19 protein-coding genes, 1 tRNA gene and 1 pseudogene are annotated in these 23,715 nt (G+C 59.9%); 15 read left to right on the top strand and 6 right to left on the bottom strand.

Annotation, left to right across the window (positions count from 1 at the left end; all coding sequences use genetic code 11):
- Positions 1-31 precede the first annotated feature (31 nt).
- The 5 genes from glpE (at position 32) to NR164_RS03355 (ending at position 6,806) form a co-directional block, all read left to right on the top strand.
- Positions 32-361, top strand: a complete 330-nt coding sequence (gene glpE / locus NR164_RS03335; protein WP_046381857.1) for a thiosulfate sulfurtransferase GlpE — start codon at positions 32-34, stop codon at positions 359-361.
- Positions 362-646: 285 nt separating this feature from the next.
- Positions 647-2,569 (top strand): PrkA family serine protein kinase, encoded by a 1,923-nt coding sequence (locus tag NR164_RS03340; RefSeq protein ID WP_017847814.1) that lies wholly within the window; start codon positions 647-649, stop codon positions 2,567-2,569.
- Between the two features lie 113 nt (positions 2,570-2,682).
- Positions 2,683-3,954, top strand: a complete 1,272-nt coding sequence (locus NR164_RS03345) for a YeaH/YhbH family protein (RefSeq protein ID WP_017847815.1) — start codon at positions 2,683-2,685, stop codon at positions 3,952-3,954.
- Positions 3,951-5,513 carry a SpoVR family protein gene (locus NR164_RS03350; RefSeq protein ID WP_017847816.1) on the top strand — a complete coding sequence of 521 codons (1,563 nt, stop codon included), beginning with the start codon at positions 3,951-3,953 and terminating at the stop codon, positions 5,511-5,513. Before NR164_RS03345 ends, NR164_RS03350 begins: the two co-directional genes overlap by 4 nt.
- Before the next feature lie 63 nt (positions 5,514-5,576).
- Positions 5,577-6,806 (top strand): multifunctional CCA addition/repair protein, encoded by a 1,230-nt coding sequence (locus NR164_RS03355; protein WP_057005395.1) that lies wholly within the window; start codon positions 5,577-5,579, stop codon positions 6,804-6,806.
- Here NR164_RS03355 and folK read toward each other — a convergent pair.
- Both folK and folB read right to left on the bottom strand, forming a co-directional pair.
- Positions 6,801-7,319, bottom strand: a complete 519-nt coding sequence (gene folK / locus NR164_RS03360; protein WP_046381854.1) for a 2-amino-4-hydroxy-6-hydroxymethyldihydropteridine diphosphokinase — start codon at positions 7,317-7,319, stop codon at positions 6,801-6,803. The genes NR164_RS03355 and folK overlap by 6 nt on opposite strands.
- The gene (folB, locus tag NR164_RS03365) at positions 7,310-7,663 is read right to left on the bottom strand and encodes a dihydroneopterin aldolase (RefSeq protein WP_026140135.1); all 354 of its coding nucleotides are present in this window, start codon (positions 7,661-7,663) and stop codon (positions 7,310-7,312) included. Before folB ends, folK begins: the two co-directional genes overlap by 10 nt.
- Positions 7,664-7,735: 72 nt before the next feature.
- On the opposite strand from folB, the gene plsY reads away from it, so the two are divergent.
- The gene (plsY, locus tag NR164_RS03370; RefSeq protein WP_177029581.1) at positions 7,736-8,305 is read left to right on the top strand and encodes a glycerol-3-phosphate 1-O-acyltransferase PlsY; all 570 of its coding nucleotides are present in this window, start codon (positions 7,736-7,738) and stop codon (positions 8,303-8,305) included.
- Between the two features lie 33 nt (positions 8,306-8,338).
- Here plsY and tsaD read toward each other — a convergent pair whose 3' ends face one another.
- Positions 8,339-9,364, bottom strand: coding sequence for a tRNA (adenosine(37)-N6)-threonylcarbamoyltransferase complex transferase subunit TsaD (gene tsaD / locus NR164_RS03375; RefSeq protein ID WP_256822296.1), 1,026 nt, complete (start codon positions 9,362-9,364; stop codon positions 8,339-8,341).
- A gap of 203 nt (positions 9,365-9,567) precedes the next feature.
- On the opposite strand from tsaD, the gene rpsU reads away from it, so the two are divergent.
- The 6 genes and pseudogenes from rpsU to NR164_RS30445 all read left to right on the top strand — a co-directional run.
- Entirely contained in the window at positions 9,568-9,783 is a 216-nt protein-coding gene (gene rpsU / locus NR164_RS03380; RefSeq protein ID WP_002551877.1) for a 30S ribosomal protein S21, read from the top strand.
- Between the two features lie 448 nt (positions 9,784-10,231).
- A complete protein-coding gene (dnaG, locus tag NR164_RS03385) occupies positions 10,232-12,202 on the top strand; it encodes a DNA primase (protein WP_017847822.1) in 1,971 nt (656 codons plus the stop codon).
- Between the two features lie 67 nt (positions 12,203-12,269).
- On the top strand, positions 12,270-14,120 hold the full coding sequence (gene rpoD / locus NR164_RS03390) for an RNA polymerase sigma factor RpoD (RefSeq protein WP_017847823.1): 1,851 nt from the start codon (positions 12,270-12,272) through the stop codon (positions 14,118-14,120).
- A 133-nt stretch (positions 14,121-14,253) separates the two neighbouring features.
- Complete coding sequence (locus NR164_RS03395) at positions 14,254-17,997, top strand: EAL domain-containing protein (protein ID WP_256822297.1); 3,744 nt, start codon at positions 14,254-14,256, stop codon at positions 17,995-17,997.
- Positions 17,998-18,012: 15 nt separating this feature from the next.
- A tRNA-Ile gene (locus tag NR164_RS03400) sits at positions 18,013-18,089 on the top strand.
- Positions 18,090-18,286: 197 nt separating this feature from the next.
- Positions 18,287-18,705 (top strand): annotated as a pseudogene (locus NR164_RS30445) (hypothetical protein); the annotation flags it as partial.
- On the opposite strand, the gene NR164_RS03410 reads toward NR164_RS30445, so the two are convergent.
- The 3 genes from NR164_RS03410 to NR164_RS03420 form a co-directional block, all read right to left on the bottom strand.
- On the bottom strand, positions 18,702-19,103 hold the full coding sequence (locus tag NR164_RS03410; RefSeq protein WP_256822298.1) for a type II toxin-antitoxin system HicB family antitoxin: 402 nt from the start codon (positions 19,101-19,103) through the stop codon (positions 18,702-18,704). The pseudogene NR164_RS30445 and the gene NR164_RS03410 sit on opposite strands and share 4 nt — an antisense overlap.
- 152 nt (positions 19,104-19,255) lie before the next feature.
- Positions 19,256-19,438, bottom strand: a complete 183-nt coding sequence (locus NR164_RS03415; protein ID WP_082107707.1) for a type II toxin-antitoxin system HicA family toxin — start codon at positions 19,436-19,438, stop codon at positions 19,256-19,258.
- 537 nt (positions 19,439-19,975) lie between these two features.
- Entirely contained in the window at positions 19,976-20,401 is a 426-nt protein-coding gene (locus NR164_RS03420) for a VOC family protein (protein WP_256822299.1), read from the bottom strand.
- A 113-nt stretch (positions 20,402-20,514) separates the two neighbouring features.
- Between NR164_RS03420 and NR164_RS03425 the strand changes: the two genes are divergently transcribed.
- The 3 genes from NR164_RS03425 (at position 20,515) to NR164_RS03435 (ending at position 23,714) form a co-directional block, all read left to right on the top strand.
- Positions 20,515-21,384 carry a LysR family transcriptional regulator gene (locus tag NR164_RS03425; RefSeq protein ID WP_169881912.1) on the top strand — a complete coding sequence of 290 codons (870 nt, stop codon included), beginning with the start codon at positions 20,515-20,517 and terminating at the stop codon, positions 21,382-21,384.
- Between the two features lie 35 nt (positions 21,385-21,419).
- Positions 21,420-21,866, top strand: a complete 447-nt coding sequence (locus tag NR164_RS03430; RefSeq protein ID WP_017847827.1) for an Lrp/AsnC family transcriptional regulator — start codon at positions 21,420-21,422, stop codon at positions 21,864-21,866.
- A gap of 165 nt (positions 21,867-22,031) precedes the next feature.
- The gene (locus NR164_RS03435) at positions 22,032-23,714 is read left to right on the top strand and encodes an NAD(P)/FAD-dependent oxidoreductase (protein ID WP_046385157.1); all 1,683 of its coding nucleotides are present in this window, start codon (positions 22,032-22,034) and stop codon (positions 23,712-23,714) included.
- The last annotated feature ends 1 nt before the right edge of the window (position 23,715 follow it).

The raw sequence follows: 23,715 nt of genomic DNA on the forward strand, positions 1-23,715 counted from the left end.
GCCGCTTGCAGCCAAACCCAAGGAGCCCGCCATGAGCGAATTCAAACGTATCCCACCCGAACAAGCCCAGGCCCTGCGCGAACAAGGCGCGGTGGTGGTGGATATTCGTGATCCGCAGACCTACGCCCTGAACCACATCAAAGGCGCCCGGCACCTGGATAACCACAACATCGCCGATTTCATCCGCGCCGCCGACCTCGACGCGCCGGTGATCGTGGCCTGCTATCACGGCAATTCCAGCCAGAGCGCGGCCGCCTATCTGATCAGCCAGGGCTTCTCCGACGTCTACAGTCTGGACGGTGGCTTTGAGCTGTGGCGTACGACCTATCCTGCAGAAATTGCCTCCGGCGATTCGCAATAATTTTTTTCACACCCCGCCACCCCGCGTGACGCTTGGGCTTGCGCCGTTTCTGACGAACGGCGCACCCAAACTAATTGCGTATCCCTCCTTTACCTCGCGGATTCCGAACTATCCTTAAGCGCAGGCCATCCGAATCAGGGGAGAGCCGGTACACCGGCGTGCGGGTCATCGGTAGCGTTTCAGGGTGTTCTGGGGGGAAAACGGCCATTGGCGTTCGTCAATGACTGCCAGCATCGACTGATTGATCCGGCGTCGGCTCCACGTATCGAGCGAGGTGACGACGTCATGAGTATTTTTAGCCACTTCCAACAACGCTTCGAGTCCACGCAGCAGGAAGAACTCACACTGCAAGAGTATCTCGACCTGTGCAAGCGTGACCGCAGCACCTACGCGTCTGCCGCCGAGCGTTTGTTACTGGCGATTGGCGAGCCGCAGTTGGTGGACACCTCCAACAATTCGCGTCTGTCGCGAATCTTCTCGAACAAGGTGATCCGCCGCTATCCGGCCTTTGAAGACTTCCACGGCATGGAAGAATGCATCGACCAGATCGTCTCCTACTTCCGGCACGCCGCCCAAGGCCTGGAAGAGAAGAAACAAATCCTCTACCTGCTCGGCCCGGTTGGCGGCGGTAAATCGTCCCTGGCCGAAAAGCTCAAACAACTGATCGAGAAAGTGCCCTTCTACGCCATCAAGGGTTCGCCGGTCTTCGAGTCGCCCCTGGGCCTGTTCAACGCCACGGAAGATGGCGCGATCCTCGAAGAAGACTTCGGCATCCCACGGCGCTACCTCAACACCATCATGTCGCCCTGGGCCACCAAGCGCCTGGCCGAGTTCGGCGGTGACATCAGCCAGTTCCGCGTGGTGAAACTCTACCCATCGATCCTCAACCAGATCGGCGTGGCCAAGACCGAGCCGGGCGATGAGAACAACCAGGACATCTCGGCACTGGTGGGCAAAGTCGATATCCGCAAACTGGAAGAATTCCCACAAAACGACGCCGACGCCTACAGCTACTCGGGCGCACTGTGCCGGGCCAACCAGGGCCTGATGGAATTCGTGGAGATGTTCAAGGCTCCGATCAAGGTCCTGCACCCACTGCTCACCGCCACCCAGGAAGGCAACTACAACAGTACCGAAGGCCTCGGCGCGATTCCGTTCACCGGGATCCTGCTGGCCCACTCCAACGAATCGGAATGGCACACCTTCCGCAACAACAAGAACAACGAAGCCTTCATCGACCGGATCTACATCGTCAAGGTGCCGTACTGCCTGCGGGTCAGCGATGAAATCAAGATCTACGACAAGCTGCTGTTCAACAGCTCCCTGGCCAAGGCCCATTGCGCGCCCGACACCTTGAAGATGCTCGCGCAATTCACCGTGCTGTCGCGCCTCAAGGAGCCGGAGAACTCGAATATCTATTCGAAGATGCGCGTGTACGACGGCGAAAACCTCAAGGACACCGATCCCAAGGCCAAGTCGATCCAGGAATACCGCGACACCGCCGGCGTGGACGAGGGCATGAACGGCCTGTCGACGCGCTTCGCGTTCAAGATCCTGTCCAAGGTGTTTAACTTCGACCCTCACGAGATCGCCGCCAACCCGGTCCACTTGCTCTATGTGCTGGAGCAGCAGATCGAACAGGAACAATTCCAGGCCGAAACCCGCGAACGCTACCTGCGCTTCCTCAAGGAATACCTGGCGCCGCGCTATATCGAGTTCATCGGCAAGGAAATCCAGACTGCGTACCTGGAATCCTACAGCGAGTACGGCCAGAACATCTTCGACCGCTACGTGCTGTATGCCGACTTCTGGATTCAGGACCAGGAATACCGCGATCCGGAAACCGGCGAAATCCTCAACCGCGTAGCCCTCAACGAGGAACTGGAAAAGATCGAAAAACCCGCCGGCATCAGCAATCCGAAGGATTTCCGCAACGAAATCGTCAACTTCGTGCTGCGCGCCCGCGCCAACAACAACGGCAAGAACCCCACTTGGCTCAGCTACGAGAAGCTGCGGGTGGTCATCGAGAAGAAAATGTTCTCCAACACCGAGGATCTGCTGCCGGTCATCAGCTTCAACGCCAAGGCCAGCAAGGAGGATCAGCAAAAACACAACGACTTCGTTACACGGATGGTCGAGCGTGGCTACACCGACAAACAGGTACGTTTGCTCTCCGAGTGGTATCTGCGGGTGCGCAAATCGCAGTAAGGCAGCGACGGGCGTGTACTGCCGGGCCCATGGCCTGGCAGTCGACCGCTTGTCTCTAAGCTTCCAGCTCGCGGCTTGAAGCTTGTAACGTGAAGCTGCCCGGAGGGCTCCCCATGAGCTATGTGATCGACCGACGCCTCAATGGCAAGAACAAGAGCACGGTAAACCGTCAACGTTTCCTGCGGCGTTACCGTGACCACATCAAAAAGGCCGTTGAAGAGGCCGTCAGCCGCCGTTCCATCACCGACATGGAGCATGGCGAACAGATCAGCATTCCCGGACGGGACATCGACGAACCGGTGCTGCACCACGGCCGGGGTGGCAAGCAGACTGTCGTGCATCCGGGCAACAAGGAGTTCACCACCGGCGAACACATCCAGCGCCCCCAAGGCGGTGGCGGCGGCAAGGGCCCCGGCAAGGCGGGTAACTCCGGCGAAGGCATGGATGAGTTCGTGTTCCAGATCACCCAGGAAGAATTCCTCGAATTCATGTTCGAAGACCTCGAACTGCCCAACCTGGTCAAGCGCAACCTGACCGGCACCGACACGTTCAAGACCGTGCGCGCCGGGATCAGCAACGAAGGCAACCCTTCCCGGATCAACATCATCCGCACCCTGCGTTCGGCACACGCCCGGCGCATCGCCCTGTCCGGCAGCAGCCGCGCCAAATTGAAGGAGGCCAAGGAAGAGTTGGCGCGCTTGAAACGCGAAGAACCGGACAACTTCGGCGATATCCAGGAAATCGAGACAGAAATCGAGAAGCTCAGCGCGCGCATTCACCGCGTGCCGTTCCTCGACACCTTCGACTTGAAATACAACCTGTTGGTCAAACAACCCAACCCAAGCTCCAAGGCGGTGATGTTCTGCCTGATGGACGTGTCCGGCTCCATGACCCAGGCCACCAAAGACATCGCCAAGCGCTTTTTCATCCTGCTGTACCTGTTCCTCAAGCGCAACTACGACAAGATCGATGTGGTATTCATCCGCCACCACACCAGCGCCCGGGAAGTCGATGAGGAGGAATTCTTTTATTCACGGGAAACCGGCGGCACCATCGTCTCCAGCGCGTTGAAACTGATGCAGGAAATCATGGCCGAGCGCTACCCGGCCAACGACTGGAACATCTACGCGGCGCAGGCCTCCGACGGCGACAACTGGAATGACGACTCGCCGATCTGCCGCGACATCTTGATCAACCAGATCATGCCATTCGTGCAGTACTACACTTATGTCGAGATCACCCCCCGTGAGCACCAGGCGCTGTGGTTCGAATACGAGCGCATCGGCGAAGCCTTCGCCGACACGTTCGCCCAACAGCAATTGGTCTCGGCCGGCGATATCTATCCGGTCTTCCGTGAACTCTTCCAGCGCAGGTTAGTGACATGACCGCCAAAGAGCATAAACGCCAACCCATTTCCACGGGGTCTGAGTGGACCTTTGAACTGATCCAGGCCTACGACCGGGAAATCAGCCGCATCGCGGCCGGTTATGCCCTGGACACCTATCCCAACCAGATCGAAGTGATCACCGCCGAACAGATGATGGATGCCTACGCTTCGGTAGGTATGCCCCTGGGCTACCACCATTGGTCCTACGGCAAACACTTCCTCAGCACCGAAAAGTCCTACAGTCGCGGCCAGATGGGTCTGGCCTACGAGATCGTGATCAACTCCGACCCGTGCATCGCCTACCTGATGGAAGAAAACACCATCTGCATGCAGGCGCTGGTGGTGGCTCATGCCTGCTACGGGCATAACAGTTTCTTCAAGGGCAACTACCTGTTTCGTACCTGGACCGACGCCAGCTCGATCATCGATTATCTGGTGTTCGCCAAGCAGTACATCATGCAGTGCGAGGAGCGCCACGGCATCGATGCGGTGGAAGACTTGCTCGACTCCTGCCATGCCCTGATGAACTACGGCGTCGATCGCTACAAACGCCCGTATCCGATTTCCGCCGAAGAAGAACGCCTGCGCCAGAAGGAGCGCGAGGAACACCTGCAGAAGCAGATCAACGACCTGTGGCGCACCATTCCCAAACGCGCCGATAAAAACAGCGACAAGGACAATGCGCGCTTCCCCGCCGAACCTCAGGAAAACATCCTGTATTTCCTGGAAAAGCACGCGCCCCTGCTGGAGCCGTGGCAACGGGAAATCGTGCGTATCGTGCGCAAGATCGCCCAGTACTTTTACCCACAGCGCCAGACCCAGGTGATGAACGAAGGCTGGGCGACGTTCTGGCACTACACCCTGATAAACGACCTGTACGACGAAGGCTTGGTCACTGACGGCTTCATGATGGAGTTCCTCACTTCCCACACCAGCGTGGTGTTCCAACCCGGCTTCGACAGCCCGTACTACAGCGGCATCAACCCGTATGCGCTGGGCTTTGCCATGTATCGCGACATCCGGCGCATGTGCGAAAACCCCACTGAGGAAGACCGCCACTGGTTCCCGGAAATCGCCGGCACCGACTGGCTTTCCACCATCAAGTTCGCCATGAGCAGCTTCAAGGACGAGAGCTTCATCCTGCAGTACCTGTCGCCCAAGGTGATTCGCGACCTCAAGCTGTTCAGCATCCTCGATGACGACCTCAAGGACGACCTGGTGGTACCGGCCATCCACGACGAGCCCGGCTACCGCACCATTCGCGAAACCCTGGCGGCGCAGTACAACCTGGGCAACCGCGAGCCCAACGTGCAGATCTACAGCATCGACGTGCGCGGCGACCGCTCGCTGACCCTGCGTCACCAGCAGCACGACCGCAAACCCCTGGGCGACTCCACCGAGGAAGTACTCAAGCACCTGCATCGGCTGTGGGGGTTCGACATCCACCTGGAAACCCTGCAGGGCGATCAGGTGATGAAAACCCACCACGTCCCCCCACGCAGCGATCACAACGATAACGACTACGGCCGCCTGGACCTGGCCGTCGTTCATCTCTGAAACGGCAAAGCCTCCATTGGCCGGGCACAGGCGTTATCCTGTGCGGCTAATGGAGGCTTTTTCATGAAAATCTACAAAGTCGGCGGCGCGGTGCGTGACCGCCTTCTGGGCATCAAGGTCACCGATATCGACCGTGTCGTCGTCGGTGCAACGGCCGAGGAAATGCTCGCCAAGGGCTATAAACCGGTGGGCGCGGACTTCCCGGTATTCCTCGACCCGAAAAACGGCGACGAGTACGCCCTCGCCCGTACCGAGCGCAAGAGTGGCCGGGGCTATGGCGGCTTTGTGTTTCACGCCAGCCCCGACGTCACGCTGGAAGAAGACCTGATCCGCCGCGACCTGACCATCAACGCCATGGCAGAGGACGACGACGGCAGGCTGACCGACCCCTATCACGGCCAGCGCGACCTTGAAGCCCGCATTTTACGCCACGTTTCCCCGGCGTTCGCCGAAGATCCCCTGCGCGTATTGCGGGTTGCGCGCTTTGCTGCGCGCTACGCCCACCTGGGTTTTACAGTGGCGCCGCAAACCCTGGACCTGATGCGTCAACTCAGCGAATCCGGTGAACTCGAAGCCCTGACACCGGAGCGCAGTTGGAAGGAAATTTCCCGTGCCCTGATGGAAGATCAGCCCCAGGTGTTCATCCAGGTGCTGCGCGATTGCGCCGCATTGAACACCTTGATGCCGGAAGTCGACGCCCTGTTCGGCGTGCCGCAGCCCGCAGCCCATCACCCCGAGATCGACAGCGGCGTTCACACCTTGAGCGTGCTCGAACAGGCCGCTTTGCATCACCAGCCGCTGACAGTGCGCTGGGCCTGCCTGCTGCATGACGTCGGCAAAGGCCTGACGCCTGTGGATAAGTTGCCACAGCATATTGCCCATGAGCAGCGCGGCCTGAAGCTGATCAAAGCGGTCAATGAACGCTTCAAGGCGCCGAGGGACTGCCAGGAACTGGCGCTGCTGGTGGGCCAATACCACACCCATGGCCATCGTGCCCTGGAGCTTAAAGCCTCGACATTGCTGGAATTGCTGCAGAGTTTTGACGTTTACCGGCGGCCGCAGCGCTTTGAAGAGTTCGTGGTCGCCTGCGAAATGGACGCCCGCGGCCGCAAGGGCTTGGAACAACGCAGTTATCCACAGGCGGATTATTTGCGCGGCGCCGCAAAGGCCGCGCGCGAGGTCGCGGTGGCGCCGTTGCTGGAGAAGGGTTTCAAGGGCCCCGAACTGGGCGAGGCCCTGAAGCGCGAACGGCTCAAGACCTTGAAAGCCTACAAGGAACAGCACGCCCTATAGCAGCGCGCTCGGCGTCAGTTGCTGGCCCCGCCATTCGAATCCGACGGGCGCCAGCACCTGATCGATCTGTGCATCCCGCCACAGCTCAGCCAGCGTCTTGCCCACTTCAGGGTGTACACGATCTGGCGCCATCATCGACAACGGCCACAGCACGAAGGCGTTTTTCAGGATTTCTGCACGCGGCAGGATCAGGCCATCGAAGTTGCCCACCAGATCGCCGTACAGCAGCACGTCGATATCCAGCGGCAGGCCCTTGCGATCCGGCGCGTAACGGCCATTGTCGGCCTCGATGGATTTCAGCCGGCGATCCAGTTCCATCAACGACAGGTCGGTATAGGCCGACACCACCAGATTGAAGAACAGCCCGCTCTTGATGCCCACCGGCTGGCTCTCGAACACCGCCGAGCAGCGCATGTCGATCAAGAAGCCCGCGAGTGCATCCAGGCCCGCGCACAGATGGGGCTCGCGCTCGATATTGCTGCCAAGACCAAGGTAAACCTGAGTTAGCGACATCCGCGCTCGATCTCCACGCCCACGCCCTTGGCGGCCGGCACGGCCCCCGGCTTGGTCAACTTGAGGTGCAGCCAGGGAATCTGGAACTCGCTCATCAGCACTTCGGCCAGACGCTCGGCAAAGGTTTCCACCAACTGGTACTGCGACTGCTCGGCAAAGGCCTGGATACGCGCGGATACACTGGCGTAATCCAGTGCCAGGGTGAGGTCGTCACCCGCAGCGGCCGGGCGGTTGTCCCAGGCGAAACTCAGGTCCAGGCGCAAGCATTGCTTGATGCCGCGCTCCCAGTCGTAGGCCCCGATCACGGTGTCGACTTCCAGGCCTTCGATAAACACTCTGTCCAAGCTCTTCTCCGCAGCACGACAAGGGCGCGATGCCCCGTTAGAATCAGGGCGTCCTCGCCCGGAATAGTTAGCATGTTTTGGTCACTGGCGATTTTCGCCTACCTGCTCGGCTCGCTGTCCTTCGCCATTTTGCTCAGCCGCCTGACGGGAAATCCCGACCCGCGAATGGGTGGCTCAGGCAATGCCGGGGCCACCAACATGCTGCGCCTGGCCGGCAAGAAGCTCGCCGTGCTGACGCTGCTGGGCGACGTGTGCAAGGGCCTGTTGCCCGTACTGATCGCCAGCCTTGCCGGCCTTACCCTGCAACAGCAAGCCTGGGTTGGCGTGTGCGCCGTCCTCGGCCATCTGTTTCCGTTGTACTTCCGTTTTCGCGGCGGCAAGGGTGTCGCCACGGCGGCCGGCATGCTGCTGGGGATCTACCCTCCGGCGGCGCTGCTGGCCATGCTCGCCTGGCTGCTGACCTTCTACCTGACCCGCACCAGCTCGCTGGCCGCGCTGATCGCCACGCCGCTCACCCTGCCGTTGCTGGCCTGGCAGGAACCGGCGGCGCTGTTGCCGATGAGTGTGCTGACCCTGCTGATCGTCTGGCGCCATCGCGGCAATTTACGCGACCTGTTTGCCGGGCGCGAACGGCATTTTTAAATCCGGCCGATGAATTCCGCTCACCTTGAGCGCCTACAACGGTGACAACTGCTCCATCGGCCAGCGTGCCTGCACGCTGATCGCCAGGCTTTCGTGCTGCCCGGCCTGCAGGCGCTGGCAACCGGCATAAGCGATCATCGCGCCGTTGTCGGTGCAGAATTCAGGGCGCGCGTAGAACACATCGCCCTTCATGTCGCCGAGCATTTTTTCCAGGGATGCGCGCAAGGCCTTGTTGGCGCTGACGCCGCCTGCGATCACCAGGCGCTGCATGCCCGCCTGTTTCAGGGCGCGCTTGCACTTGATGGTCAAAGTCTCCACCACCGCCTGCTGGAACGCCAGCGCGATGTCGCAACGGGCTTGCTCACTGTCGTCCCCGGCGCTGACGCTGTGCTGCCAGGTATTCAGGGCAGAGGTCTTCAAACCGCTGAAGCTGAACATCAGCCCCGGGCGATCACACATCGGACGCGGGAAGGTATAGCGACCGGCGACGCCTTTTTCGGCCAGGCGCGCGATTTCCGGACCGCCGGGATAATTGAGGCCCATCATCTTCGCGGTCTTGTCGAACGCCTCACCGGCGGCATCGTCCAGGGACTCGCCCAATAGCGTGTACTGACCGACCCCATCGACCTGAACCAGCTGCGTATGGCCACCCGAAACCAACAAAGCGACGAACGGGAACTGCGGCGGTGTTTTTTCCAGCATCGGCGCCAGCAAATGGCCTTCCATATGGTGTACGCCGAGGGCCGGAATGTCCCAGGCAAATGCCAGCGCCTGGGCGCAAGAAGCCCCAACCAGAAGGGCTCCGACCAATCCGGGGCCGGCGGTGTAGGCGATCGCATCGATCTCGGTCGGCACGCAGCCGGCCTCGTCCAGCACCTGCCGAATCAACGGCAGCATGCGTTTGACGTGATCACGGCTGGCAAGCTCCGGCACCACGCCGCCATAGGCGCGATGCAAGTCGATCTGACTGAACAGCGCATCGGCCAAAAGCCCGCGTTCACTGTCGTAAAGTGCGACACCGGTTTCGTCGCAGGAGGTTTCAAGTCCCAGTACTAGCATGGGTTTGCGCCTTGTAGAGGCTGAATTCGAAGGCGCGCATAATAGTCGCCACTCCCCCTCCCGACTAGCGGTTTTCGATCAGAGGCTTTGCATTCCTGGCAATGAGGGGTTAACATCCGCAACCCTTAAAAACCGACGACCTCAGCCGCGAATTTTTTGCGACGAGAACGTTGATTCCCGGTAATGAAAGAAGGTAGCTCTGGATGCCAGCCGTCAAAGTAAAAGAGAACGAACCCTTCGACGTAGCTCTGCGTCGTTTCAAGCGCTCCTGCGAAAAAGCCGGTGTTCTGGCTGAAGTTCGTAGCCGCGAATTTTACGAGAAGCCAACTTCTGAGCGTAAGCGTAAAGCAGCAGCCGCTGTTAAGCGTCACGCCAAGAAAGTTCAGCGCGAGCAGCGCCGCGCCGTTCGTCTGTACTAATACACAGACGTTCGTAGCAAGCTTCTGCCAAGCCCGGCCCTAAGCCGGGCTGTTGGCATTTGCGGATATCGCTTGATGCTTCACCGTCGACGCCGCCCACGCGACCGAGACACTGCTTCACACGTCAGGACTGGCTCTTCTGCCAGCGGTGCGCGTCTCTTCTGACGAGTCTAACAAGGCTACTGACGAGCACACTTATTTCTTCAAGCAGACGATCGACTGTGTCGGCTGTGCCCATCGATGCGCTTCCGAGGCCCGCCATTGGCCAAGACCGGACGCCGGGGCAACATTTCTTCGCCGAACAGACTGAGTAGAAATTAACGTCAGTGGATGTTCGGCAGATACACTTCCTGACAGCCCAAGCAGACGATTGATGGTCGAGCCATACGATACGTGCGCTTGAGCACTTCACGGGCCCTCATTTCCACGCAGTGATGACGAGAACGCCATGGCCGGGCTGATTCCCCAGAGCTTTATTGACGACCTTCTGAACCGCACCGACATCGTCGATGTAGTCAGCTCGCGCCTGCAAATGAAGAAGGCGGGCAAGAACTACACCGCCTGCTGCCCGTTCCACAAGGAAAAGACCCCGTCGTTCAGCGTCAGCCCCGACAAGCAGTTCTACTACTGCTTCGGCTGCGGCGCGGGCGGCAACGCCCTCGGCTTTATCATGGACCACGACAACCTGGACTTCCCCCAGGCCGTCGAGGAACTGGCCAAAGCCGCCGGCATGGAGATCCCCCGCGAAGAAAGCGGCCGCCCGCACAAACCGCGGCAACCCACCGATTCGCCGCTGTACCCGCTGCTGACCGCCGCCGCCGACTTTTATCGCCAGGCGCTCAAGAGCCATCCGCAGCGCAAGGCCGCCGTCGACTACCTCAAGGGGCGCGGCCTCACCGGCGAAATCGCCCGCGACTTCGGCCTGGGCTTCGCCCCGCCGGGCTGGGACAACCTGTACAAACACCTGAGCAGCGACACCCTCCAGCAAAAAGCCATGATCGACGCCGGCCTGCTGGTGGAAAACGCCGAGACCGGCAAGCGCTACGACCGCTTCCGCGACCGCGTGATGTTCCCGATCCGCGACAGCCGTGGCCGGATCATCGCCTTCGGCGGCCGGGTGCTCGGAGACGACAAGCCCAAGTACCTCAACTCGCCGGAAACCGCAGTGTTTCACAAGGGCCAGGAACTCTACGGCCTGTTCGAAGCGCGCAAGAACAACCGCAACCTCGACGAAATCATCGTGGTTGAAGGCTATATGGACGTGATCGCCCTCGCCCAGCAAGGCCTGCGCAATGCCGTGGCGACCCTGGGCACCGCCACCAGCGAAGAACACTTGAAGCGCCTGTTCCGCGTAGTGCCCAGCGTGCTGTTCTGCTTCGACGGCGACCAGGCCGGCCGCAACGCTGCCTGGCGCGCCCTCGAAGCCACGCTGCCGTGCCTGCAGGACGGGCGCCGCGCACGCTTCCTGTTCCTGCCCGAAGGCGAAGACCCGGACACCCTGGTCCGCTCCGAAGGCACCGACGCCTTCCGCGCGCGCATCAACCAGCATGCGCAGCCGCTGGCGGACTATTTCTTCCAGCAACTGACCGAAGAAGCCGACCCGCGCTCCCTCGAAGGCAAGGCGCACATGGCCACCCTCGCAGCGCCGCTGATCGACAAAGTGCCGGGCGCGAACCTGCGCACCCTGATGCGTCAACGCCTGCTGGAAATCACCGGACTGAGCGGCGAAGCGGTCAGCCAGCTGGTCCACAGCGCACCGCAAGATGCGCCGCCGGCCTACGACCCAGGCATGGATTACGACGCCATGCCGGACTATTCCGACTTCCACCAACCGCAGGAGGCCTACACGCCCCAGCAGGAGTGGACACCGAAAAAGCCCGGCGCCGGCGGCAAGAAATGGGACAAGAAGCCCTGGAACAAAAACGGCAAGCGTGGTGACCGCGACGAGGCCTACGCCCCGCGCACCCCGGTGGCCGTAGAGGCGCCGACGCTGATTGCCCTGCGCACGCTCATCCACCATCCGCAATTGGCGGGCAAGGTCGAGAGTGCCGAGCACTTTGCCAACGAGAGCAATACCTATGCCCAGGTACTGATCGCGCTGATCGAGGCGGTGCAGAAAAATCCTAAGCTAAACTCCATTCAGCTGATGGCTCGCTGGCATGGCACCGAACAAGGGCGGTTGTTGAAAGCACTCGCGGAAAAGGAGTGGCTAATTGACGGCGATAACCTTGAACAACAGTTTTTAGACACCATTACTAGGTTATCCGCGGGTCAGCACACGCAGACCCTCGATGAACTCATCAAGAGAGCGAGGCAGCCGGGATTATCGGCTGAAGAGCAAATTCAGATAGCAAAACAGATGCGTGACCTCTTAAAACAGAATGTTTCCGCATCAAACCCGACCTCAGCTGGCGCGTGAGGTCATAGCTCGGGTATAATCCTCGGCTTGTTTTTTGCCCGCCAAGACCTTCAGTGGATAGGGTGTTATGTCCGGAAAAGCGCAACAGCAGTCTCGTATCAAAGAGTTGATCACCCTGGGTCGTGAGCAGAAGTATCTGACTTACGCAGAGGTCAACGATCACCTGCCTGAGGATATTTCAGATCCAGAGCAGGTGGAAGACATCATCCGCATGATCAACGACATGGGGATCCCCGTACACGAGAGTGCTCCGGATGCGGACGCCCTTATGTTGGCCGACGCCGATACCGACGAGGCAGCCGCTGAAGAAGCCGCTGCCGCGTTGGCCGCGGTGGAGACCGACATCGGTCGCACGACTGACCCTGTACGCATGTATATGCGTGAAATGGGTACCGTCGAGTTGCTGACACGCGAAGGCGAAATCGAAATCGCCAAGCGTATTGAAGAGGGTATCCGTGAAGTGATGGGCGCAATTGCGCACTTCCCTGGCACGGTTGACCACATTCTCTCCGAGTACACTCGCGTCACCACCGAAGGTGGCCGCCTGTCCGACGTCCTGAGCGGTTATATCGACCCGGACGACGGCATTGCGCCACCTGCTGCCGAAGTGCCGCCGCCTGTCGACCCGAAAGCCGTGAAAGCGGACGACGATGCCGAAGACGACGATGCCGAAGCCAGCACCGACGACGAAGATGAAGTCGAAAGCGGTCCAGACCCGATCATCGCTGCCCAGCGTTTCGGTGCGGTTTCCGATCAAATGGAAATCACCCGCAAGGCCCTGAAAAAGCACGGTCGCTCCAACAAGCTGGCAATTGCCGAGCTGGTGGCGCTGGCTGAGCTGTTCATGCCGATCAAGCTGGTGCCGAAGCAATTCGAAGGCCTGGTCGAGCGTGTTCGCAGCGCCCTTGAGCGTCTGCGCGCACAAGAGCGGGCGATCATGCAGCTCTGTGTGCGTGATGCGCGCATGCCGCGTACCGACTTCCTGCGCCAGTTCCCGGGCAACGAAGTTGACGAAAGCTGGACCGACGCTCTGGCCAAGGGCAAGGCGAAATACGCCGAAGCCATTGGTCGCCTGCAGCCCGATATCATTCGTTGCCAGCAGAAGCTGACCGCACTTCAGACCGAAACCGGTCTGACGATTGCCGAGATCAAGGACATCAACCGTCGCATGTCGATCGGTGAGGCCAAGGCCCGCCGCGCGAAGAAAGAGATGGTTGAAGCGAACTTGCGTCTGGTGATCTCCATTGCCAAGAAGTACACCAACCGTGGCCTGCAATTCCTCGATCTGATCCAGGAAGGCAACATCGGCTTGATGAAGGCGGTGGACAAGTTCGAATACCGTCGCGGCTACAAGTTCTCGACTTATGCCACCTGGTGGATCCGTCAGGCGATCACTCGCTCGATCGCCGACCAGGCCCGCACCATCCGTATTCCGGTGCACATGATCGAGACGATCAACAAGCTCAACCGTATTTCCCGGCAGATGTTGCAGGAAATGGGTCGCGAACCGACCCCGGAAGAGCTGGGCGAACGCATGGAAATGCCTGAGGATAAAATCCGCAAGGTATTGAAGATCGCTAAAGAGCCGATCTCCATGGAAACCCCGATCGGTGATGACGAAGACTCCCATCTGGGCGACTTCATCGAAGACTCGACCATGCAGTCGCCAATCGATGTAGCCACCGTTGAGAGCCTTAAAGAAGCGACCCGCGACGTACTGTCCGGCCTCACTGCCCGTGAAGCCAAGGTACTGCGCATGCGTTTCGGCATCGACATGAATACCGACCACACCCTTGAGGAAGTCGGTAAACAGTTTGACGTGACCCGCGAGCGGATCCGTCAGATCGAAGCCAAGGCGCTGCGCAAGTTGCGTCACCCGACGCGAAGCGAGCATCTGCGCTCCTTCCTCGACGAGTGATCCCAGAACCCCCGGCCCAGGCCGGGGGTTTTGCTTTCTACCGATTACTTTTTATAGATTCACCGCTGCGCCCTCCCTCCCCCGCAATGCCCGTCTACACTCGAAACATTCCCCGTGCCATAACGAGACCGTTATGCCCAGATTGCCGACCGTGCTTTTGCTGTCGCTGCTGACCTGGACCGCAACGGCTGGCGCCTTGACTCTCACGGAGGATGAGCGTGGCTGGTTGGCGGACCATCAGGAGCTGCGCCTGGGGGTGGATGCCTCCTGGCCGCCCTTCGAATACCGCGACGAGAACGGACGCTACCAAGGCTTGGCGGCGGATTACGTGCGCCTGATCCAAGACCGCCTGGGCGTCCGGATCAAGCTGATCGAGCCGGTGAACTGGAGCGCCGTCCTCGAACAGGCCCGCAACAACCAGCTCGACCTGCTGCCGGGCATCATGTCCACCCCCGAGCGCCAGGCCTACATGGCGTTCACGCGGCCTTACCTGGACTTCCCCATCGTCATCCTCGCCCATGAAGGCGGTGCACAACCGCACAACCTGAAGGACCTCTATGGGTTGAAGATTGCCGTGGTGGAAAACTACGCGCCCCATGAATTGCTGCGCACCCACCACCCCGACCTCAACCTGGTGGCCTTGCCGAATGTCAGCTCGACCCTGCAGGCGCTGGCCACCGATGAAGTGGACGCAGTAGTCGGCGACCTGGCTTCGAGCGTATGGAGCCTGCGCCAACTCAAGCTCGATGGCTTGTACGTCAGCGGTGAAACGCCCTACCGCTACCAACTGGCGATGGGCGTGCCTCGTGAAAACAAAATGCTGGTAGGGATTCTGGACAAGGTCCTCGCCGACCTCAGCCCGGACGAAACGCAAGCGATCCAGCGACACTGGGTCGGCAGCCTCACCGATCACCGCACGTTCTGGACGGATCTGCTGACGTATGGCCTGCCCACGATACTGCTGCTGAGCAGCGTATTGGTCGTCGTGATTCGGATCAATCGTCGGCTCAGTTCGGAAATTTCCCGCCGCGTCGCCCTCGAGCAGGAACTGCGCAGCAGCGAATATCACTATCGCGGCCTGGTGGAGAGCTTGTCCGCCATCGCCTGGGAAGCCAGCATTAGCGATTTCACCTACAGTTACGTGTCTCCGCATGCCGAAGAACTGCTCGGTTACCCCCGCGCCCATTGGCTGATTCCAGGCTTCTGGCGCAGCATCATTCACCCCGCCGACCTGACGCGCACCGAAGCCTATTGCTACCGCGAAACCCGCGCCAACCGTGATCACAGCGTCGATTACCGGGTGATCACCGCCGACGGCCGTTGCCTGTGGGTACGCGACATTGTCAGCCTGATCGAACACGGCCATGAACCGGTACTCCGTGGCTTGATGATCGACATCAGTGACGCCAAGCGCACGGAAGAGGCGCTGCAATTGTCCGAGCAAAAATTTGCCTCGGTGTTCCAACAGTGCCCAGACATTCTGGTGATCGCACGAATGTCCGACGGCTGCCTGTTGGAGGTCAACAAAGCGTTTGAGGACCAGGTGGGCCTGAAGGCCGAAGACGTGATCGGTAAAACCGCTACTTCGCTGAATATCTGGGGTATCCCGGGCATCGGCCCGGACCTGCTGCAACGGCTGCAGACCACCAGCATCCGCAACCTGGAAATGCGCTTTCTGCGCAGCAACGGCCAAGCCTTTACCGGGCTGATTTCCGCCGAACCGTTCCAACTCGACACGACCGAAGCCCTGGTAATTGTGGTGCGAGACATCACCCAGCTCAAGGAAACCCAGCAACAGCTGCAAACCTCCGAAGAGAAATTCGCCAAGGCCTTCCATGCCTCGCCCGACGGTTTGCTTTTGAGCCGTCAGAGCGATGGCCAACTGATCGAGGTCAACGAAGGGTTCAGCCGCATTACCGGCATCGCCAGCGTGAGTTCCCTCGACCAGTCAACCCTGGACCTGGGCATCTGGGTCGACCTCAACGAACGCAAACACATGCTGGAGCTGCTGCAACGCGACGGGTTTGTCCGCGATTTCATCTGCCATATCCGCCGCAGCGACGGGCAGATCCGGCTGTGCGAGTTGTCCAGCCGCCCGCTGCCCATCGGCGATGACGACTGCATGCTGACCATCGCTCGGGACATTACCGAGCGCCAACAGATGCAGGAAAAACTGCAACAGGCCGCTACCGTCTTCGAAAGCACCGCCGAAGGCGTGTTGATCACCGACACCCGGCAAAACATCAGCGCCGTGAACCGCGCCTTCAGCGAGATCACCGGCTACAGCGAAGCCGAAGCCCTCGGCCACACCCCGCGCCTGCTCGCCTCCGGCCTGCATGACAGCGCATTCTATGCCGCGATGTGGCACCAGTTGACCACTCACGGGCATTGGCAGGGCGAGATCTCCAACCGTCGCAAGAACGGCGAGGTCTACCCCAGTTGGCTGACCATCAGCGCCGTGCGCAACCGCGACCAGGCGATCACGCACTTCGTCGCGGTGTTTGCCGACATCTCCAGCCTCAAACACGCCCAGGCCCGCCTCGACTACCAGGCCCATCACGACCCGCTGACCGGCCTGCCCAACCGCACCCTGTTTGAAAACCGGCTACAGGCCGCGCTCAACAATCAACAGGAGAGCGGCCACCAGGGCGCCGTGCTGTTCCTCGACCTGGATCGCTTCAAACACATCAACGACAGCCTCGGCCACCCGATCGGCGATCTGCTGCTCCAGAACATCGCCGTGCGCCTCAAGGAGCAACTGCGCGACATCGACACCGTCGCCCGCCTGGGCGGCGACGAATTCATCATCCTCCTGCCCGGCCTGCAGCAAGCCAGCGACGCCCAGCACCTGGCCAATAAGCTGCTGGCCTGCTTCACCCCGCCGTTCCAGGCGGGTGAGCACGAGTTTTTTATCAGCGCCAGCATCGGCACCAGCCTGTACCCCCAGGACGGCATGGACGTCGCCACCCTGGTCAAAAACGCCGACGCCGCGATGTACCGCTCCAAGGCCAAGGGCCGCAACCGCGTCGAAGGCTACACCCGCGACCTGACCGCCCAGGCCAAAGAACGCGTGGCGCTGGAACATGAACTGCGCCGGGCCATCGAACGCGATGAGCTGAGCCTGTATTACCAACCCAAACGGAGCCTGGAGACCCAGGAACTGATCGGCGCCGAAGCGCTGATCCGCTGGCACCACCCGACCTTCGGCGACGTACCGCCCGAACACTTCATCGCCCTGGCCGAAGAGAACGGCATGATCCTGCAGATCGGCGATTGGGTCCTGGAGCAGGCCTGCCAACAAATGCACGCCTGGCAAACCGTCTTCGATCACTTCGGCCCGCTGTCAGTCAACCTCGCCGGCGCACAACTGCGCCAGCCCAACCTGCTGTCACGCATCGAACAGCTACTGCGCGATTACCGCCTCGAACCCGGCTGCCTGCAACTGGAGATCACCGAAAACTTCATCATGAGCCAGGCCGAAGAAGCGCTGGACGTGCTGCACCAACTCAAACGCCTGGGCGTACAACTGGCGATCGATGATTTCGGCACCGGCTATTCATCCCTCAGCTACCTCAAGCGCCTGCCCCTGGACTTCCTGAAAATCGACCAATCCTTCATCCGCGGCCTGCCCGACGACCCCCACGACGTGGCGATCGTGCGCGCCATCATTGCCCTGGGCCACAGCATGCAATTCACCATCATCGCCGAAGGCGTAGAGACCCCCGCACAACAAACCTTCCTCGCCGCCGAGGGCTGCGAACAGATGCAAGGCTACATCGTCAGCCTGCCCCTGCCCCCGGAGCTTTTTGCCGCGACGTTTCTTCGTATGAGGGTTCAGGATTTTTCGGATAGCACAGCGGAGAAACCATCGCTATAATCCGCGACCTGTTAAGGGCCTATAGCTCAGTTGGTCAGAGCAGAGGACTCATAATCCTTTGGTCCACGGTTCAAGTCCGTGTGGGCCCACCAATTCGAAAGCCGCGCATTGCGCGGCTTTTGTCGTTTTTTAAGATGCAAAATCTTCAGCCAGGAAATTTCATAAAGGCACTACCGTCCACAAAACGTCCACATCACCCTATCTGGAGATCCTGATAGGTGGGGTTCAACGCCCTCAATAGGAAAGCGTGTATCTCCATATAGTGCTCAACCTTTCCATTCCAATACCTGGAGCTGCAAGCCTAGCGGCGGTGGATGATCTGCACCAAGCGACTGGCCGGACTTGAACTTGGTGGTGGGGCAAAAACGCAACGCCACGGTGGGTGGGGATATGGAGGACAGGATTGAGGGGCTGCGTAAGAGCGTAGCGGGGGTCAGTCTGCAGATGCATGCACCAAAAAATCATGTCGGATCTGAGAGCGTGAACATCTTTCAGGTGGTGTGTGATCTGCTCGACTTGATGCAACAGATGAACGCACAACTTTCGAGCCATACCCATGCAAACGGCTTACTGGGTCGTTCGTTTGCTTCGAATCGTCCAACAAATCTAACTGTTATCAGCGAAGGCCAACCAGCCCTTGCGTTCTCATCAGCCATAGAAAGACAAAGGGCGCCGATTGGCGCCCTTTCAGTCGTTTCAATTAATTAAGCGCACAGCTCCCGCAACGCGGCAGTGGCCAGAAAGCCTGATCGTGATGCGTAGCGATGATCCTTCTGTACTTTTTCATCAATCCGATTCAACAGATGCTCAGGCAGCGAGGCATTAAATCTCACCGATTTGCCCAGATACGGGGTCAAATCGAAGTCGACCACTGCCCACACGCCACCAGCGTAATCAGGATTATCCAAGTGAGCGTCTACTTCTTGCGCTTGAGGCAAGGCTTCGTCATCTGCGACGAGCCCTTCCAGGTGCAGCGCCAGTGCCTCGTGTACATTTTCAAGCGCTTCCGAGAAGGTGCTACCAGCGGAGAAGCATCCATCCACGTCGGGTACGGTCACACTAAAATCAGAATCAGCGTCTTTATGTATTACGACTGGAAATTTCATTTATGTAATTCTCCCTTGAGAATTAAAGCGCTCGTCTCGCCGAACACTTGAGATTCAGTATCTGCAGGTTTGACGGTCTCCGTGAAGACCATCACTCGTCCAGTACCGCCTCACCGAGGCCCATGCAGGCGCCTTCGATGGTCAAACCGACCTCACTTTAGGCCGGCGGTTTTCAGTATGTTGTGTAGCGTTCCTTTAGCTATCTCAGACTTGGGGTGGGGAACCGTCACCCGGCCTTTTTTTGTTGGGTGTTTGAACTGGTGGTGACTTCCTTTTACCGCCACTTCAAACCACCCATCCGCCTCTATCAATTCAATCACATCTCGACTTCGCATCAGCCCATACCCACACCCTCATGTTGTGTATGGTACACACGACTGGCGTGGCGATCAAGACAGAATACACACCATACACACTAAAGACCTTTACGAGAGGTATAAGATTGCTGCACAAGAAAAAATGCGACGGAAAAGCACTTATCCCCCTCCCGCCGACGGGCTTTGCCTAGGTTTTTTGTGCAAGCCATCAAGGTGATGCAATCGGGGCTCCAGGCGAGGCCGGTCGTGGTTCTTCCCAGGGTAATGGCAATTGCACGATGTGAGAGGTTTTGCAAGGGAGTGCAATGGATGGCACCGAGGGCCGTCCACAAAGCGTCCACACCAACTGTAAATCTATTCGGCACATATGAAAAAAAATGCCAAAAAACTCTATGTTTTATGGGGTTTCCCAATGGAGGCAGGACTTTTACTCGGGCTCATAATCCTTTGGTCCACGGCCCAATTCCGTGTGGGCCCACCAACTCCAAAGCCGCGCATTGCGCGGCTTTTGTGTGTCTGTCGCTGCCGTTTTAGCCAGCGCCCTCGCCCTCAGGCTCACGTCGCAAACAACTGCCCAATATCCCGGAACGCCTTGAACTCCAACGCGTTTCCGCAGGGGTCAAACAAAAACAGTGTCGCCTGCTCCCCCACCTGGCCTTTGAAGCGAATGTGCGGCTCCAGCACGAACGCGGTCTGCCGTGCCTGCAAGCGCGCCGCCAGGGCATGCCAGTCGTCCCAGCTCAATACCACGCCGAAATGCGGCACGGGGACGTCGTGGCCGTCGACTGCGTTGGTGTGCGCCGCAGCCTGGGAGACTGTTTTGGGGTGTTCATGAATCACCAGTTGATGGCCGAAGAAGTTGAAGTCGACCCAGTGGTCGCTGGAGCGCCCCTCTTGCAGGCCGAACACGTCAGCGTAGAAATGCCGGGCAGCGGCCAGGTCGAATACTGGAATGGCCAAGTGAAAAGGTGCCAGTGTCATCAGGTCAAACCTCTGCGGGTCGTGGAGAGGCTCGAGTTTAGCCTTGCTACTGGCGATGAAAAGACGATAGTTTTTGCACCGAGCTCAAATAATTTCGATGAGTTGAGGCGCCCATGCTGCGTGAATTGAAGACCTTTATCGCGGTAACGCGCCACGGTACGTTCGCCGCGACGGGCATGCATATCGGGCTGACGCAATCGGCGGTCAGTGCGCAGATTCGTCAACTGGAGCAGGCGCTCGGGGTGGCGTTGTTCGACCGCACCGGGCGCCAGGCTACGCTGAATGCCGCAGGCGTTCGCGCCTTGCCGCTGGCCAAGGAGATTCTGGAGACGTTCAACCGCATGGCAGTGCCGGTGGATGCCAATGAATACCGGGGCGAGCTGAAAGTCGGGGCGATCAGCACTGCGCAGACCGGGTTGTTGCCCCAGGCCCTGGTCCGGTTACGTCAGGCCGCGCCGACCGTGGAATGCAAGTTGGTGCCCGGCGTGTCCCTGGAATTGCTGAGCCAGGTGGACGCTGGCGAGCTGGACTCGGCGATTATCATTCGACCGCCTTTTGACTTGCCTAAGGAGCTGCACGTACAGGTGCTGCGCAAGGAGCCTTTTGCGCTGATCGTGCCGCATGCACTGGCAGGCGATGACCCCTTGCAGTTGCTCGGCAGCCAACCCCATGTGCGCTACGACCGGGCGTCGTTTGGCGGTCGATTGGTCAGCCGGTTTCTGCGCGAGCAGAAGCTCGAGGTGCAGGTGGCGCTAGAGTTGGATGAGCTGGAAGCCATCGTCAAGATGGTCGAGTGTGGCCTGGGGGTGTCGCTGATTCCTCAGGCGGGGCTGTGGCTCGAACGCTCGCCCCAGGTACGAATTATCCCGCTAGGCCATCTGACCTTTTACCGGGAGATCATCCTGCTCAGTCGCTACAACCACCGCAACCTGCCCGTGCCGCAACTGTTTGCCCGCTGTCTGTTGGCTGACGCAAGCCTGTAACATATGCCCCCTATCCGTCCGCACCGGAGCTGCCCTTGCCTGTCCTCGATGAAATCGACCGCCAACTGATCGCCGCGTTGCAGATCAATGCCCGTGAAAGCGTCGCCATGCTGGCACGGCAACTCGGCATTGCGCGCACTACGGTGACGTCGCGCCTGGCTCGTCTGGAGAAAACCCAGGTGATTACCGGTTATGGCGTGCGCCTCGGCCAGCGTGTGGTGGATGGCGGGCTGCAGGCGTATGTCGGCATCACCGTGCAGGCGCGCTCGGGCAAGGACGTGCTGCGCAAGCTCAGCGCCATGGCCCAGGTTCAGCAACTGTGCGCGGTGAGCGGCGAGTTCGATTACGTGGCATGGCTGCGCACCGATTCGCCAGAACAGCTCGATCAATTGCTGGACCAGATCGGCAGCGTCGACGGCGTGGAAAAAACCACCACGTCGATCATCCTCAGCAACAAACTCGATCGCAGACAACCAATCTGACCGCCAACCTCGTCATTTTGACTGAAAACAATTCAATTCGACGACACTTTGCGTCTTATTAACGAACGCTACGCTCCCTAAACTGGCTGCCATCTTTTCCTATACTCAGCGGGTACGTCCCGCGAGCCGCTAGTAAGGTCAGCCATGAGCATTCCGTCCAGCAGCATCAGCAAGACCAATCGCCACCCCGCCGACGGTAAAAAACCGATCACCATCTTCGGCCCGGATTTCCCCTTTGCGTTTGATGACTGGATCGAACACCCCGCCGGCCTGGGCAGTATTCCGGCCGCCAACCACGGCGCCGAAGTGGCGATCGTCGGCGCCGGGATCGCCGGCCTGGTGGCCGCCTACGAACTGATGAAGCTGGGCCTCAAGCCCGTGGTGTACGAGGCCTCGAAGATGGGCGGCCGTTTGCGCTCCCAGGCGTTTGAAGGCGCCGAAGGGATCATCGCCGAGTTGGGCGGCATGCGTTTCCCGGTGTCGTCCACCGCGTTCTACCACTATGTCGACAAGCTCGGCCTGGACACCAAACCCTTCCCCAACCCGCTGACGCCGGCTTCCGGCAGCACGGTCATCGACCTGGAAGGCCAGACCCACTACGCACAAAAACTGTCCGACTTGCCTGCGCTGTTCCAGGAAGTGGCTGACGCGTGGGCCGACGCCCTGGAAGCCGGCTCGCAGTTCGGCGATATCCAGCAAGCCATCCGCGACCGCGACGTACCACGCCTCAAAGCGCTGTGGAACAAACTCGTGCCGCTGTGGGACGACCGCACCTTCTACGACTTCGTCGCCACCTCCAAGGCCTTTGCCAAGCTGTCCTTCCATCACCGCGAAGTGTTTGGCCAGGTCGGCTTCGGCACCGGTGGCTGGGATTCGGACTTCCCCAACTCCATGCTGGAAATCTTCCGCGTGGTGATGACCAACTGCGACGACCATCAACACCTGGTGGTCGGCGGCGTGGCGCAGGTGCCCATGGGTATCTGGCGCCATGTGCCGGAGCGCTGCGCCCACTGGCCGGCGGGCACCAGCCTGAGTTCGCTGCACAGCGGCGCGCCACGGGCCGGGGTCAAGCGCATTGCCCACGCGCCCGGCGGCCGTTTCGCCGTGACCGACAACTACGGCGATACCCGCGAATACGCCGCCGTGCTGACCACCTGCCAAAGCTGGCTGCTGACCACCCAGATCGAATGCGACGAAACCCTGTTCTCGCAAAAGATGTGGATGGCCCTGGACCGCACCCGCTACATGCAATCGTCGAAGACCTTCGTGATGGTCGACCGCCCGTTCTGGAAAGACAAAGACCCGCAAACCGGCCGCGACCTGATGAGCATGACCCTCACCGATCGCCTGACCCGTGGCACTTACCTGTTCGACAACGGCGACGACAAGCCGGGCGTGATCTGCCTGTCGTACTCGTGGATGAGCGATGCGCTGAAAATGCTCCCGCAGCCCATCGATAAACGCGTGAAGCTGGCCCTCGACGCACTGAACAAGATCTACCCGAAAGTCGACATCAAGGCGCGCATCATCGGCGACCCGATCACCGTGTCCTGGGAAGCCGACCCGCATTTCCTCGGGGCATTCAAAGGTGCGTTGCCTGGTCACTATCGCTACAACCAGCGGATGTACGCGCACTTCATGCAGAAGGACATGCCCGCCGAGCAACGTGGGATTTTTATCGCCGGCGATGACGTATCCTGGACACCGGCCTGGGTCGAAGGCGCTGTGCAAACCTCATTGAACGCGGTGTGGGGCATCATGACCCACTTCGGCGGCCACACTCACCCAGAGAACCCGGGGCCGGGTGATGTGTTCGATGAAATCGGGCCAATTGCCCTGGCCGATTAAG

It is taken from the genome of Pseudomonas sp. Pse79, from assembly GCF_024519615.1.
GTDB classification, from domain to species: Bacteria; Pseudomonadota; Gammaproteobacteria; order Pseudomonadales; family Pseudomonadaceae; genus Aquipseudomonas; species Aquipseudomonas veronii.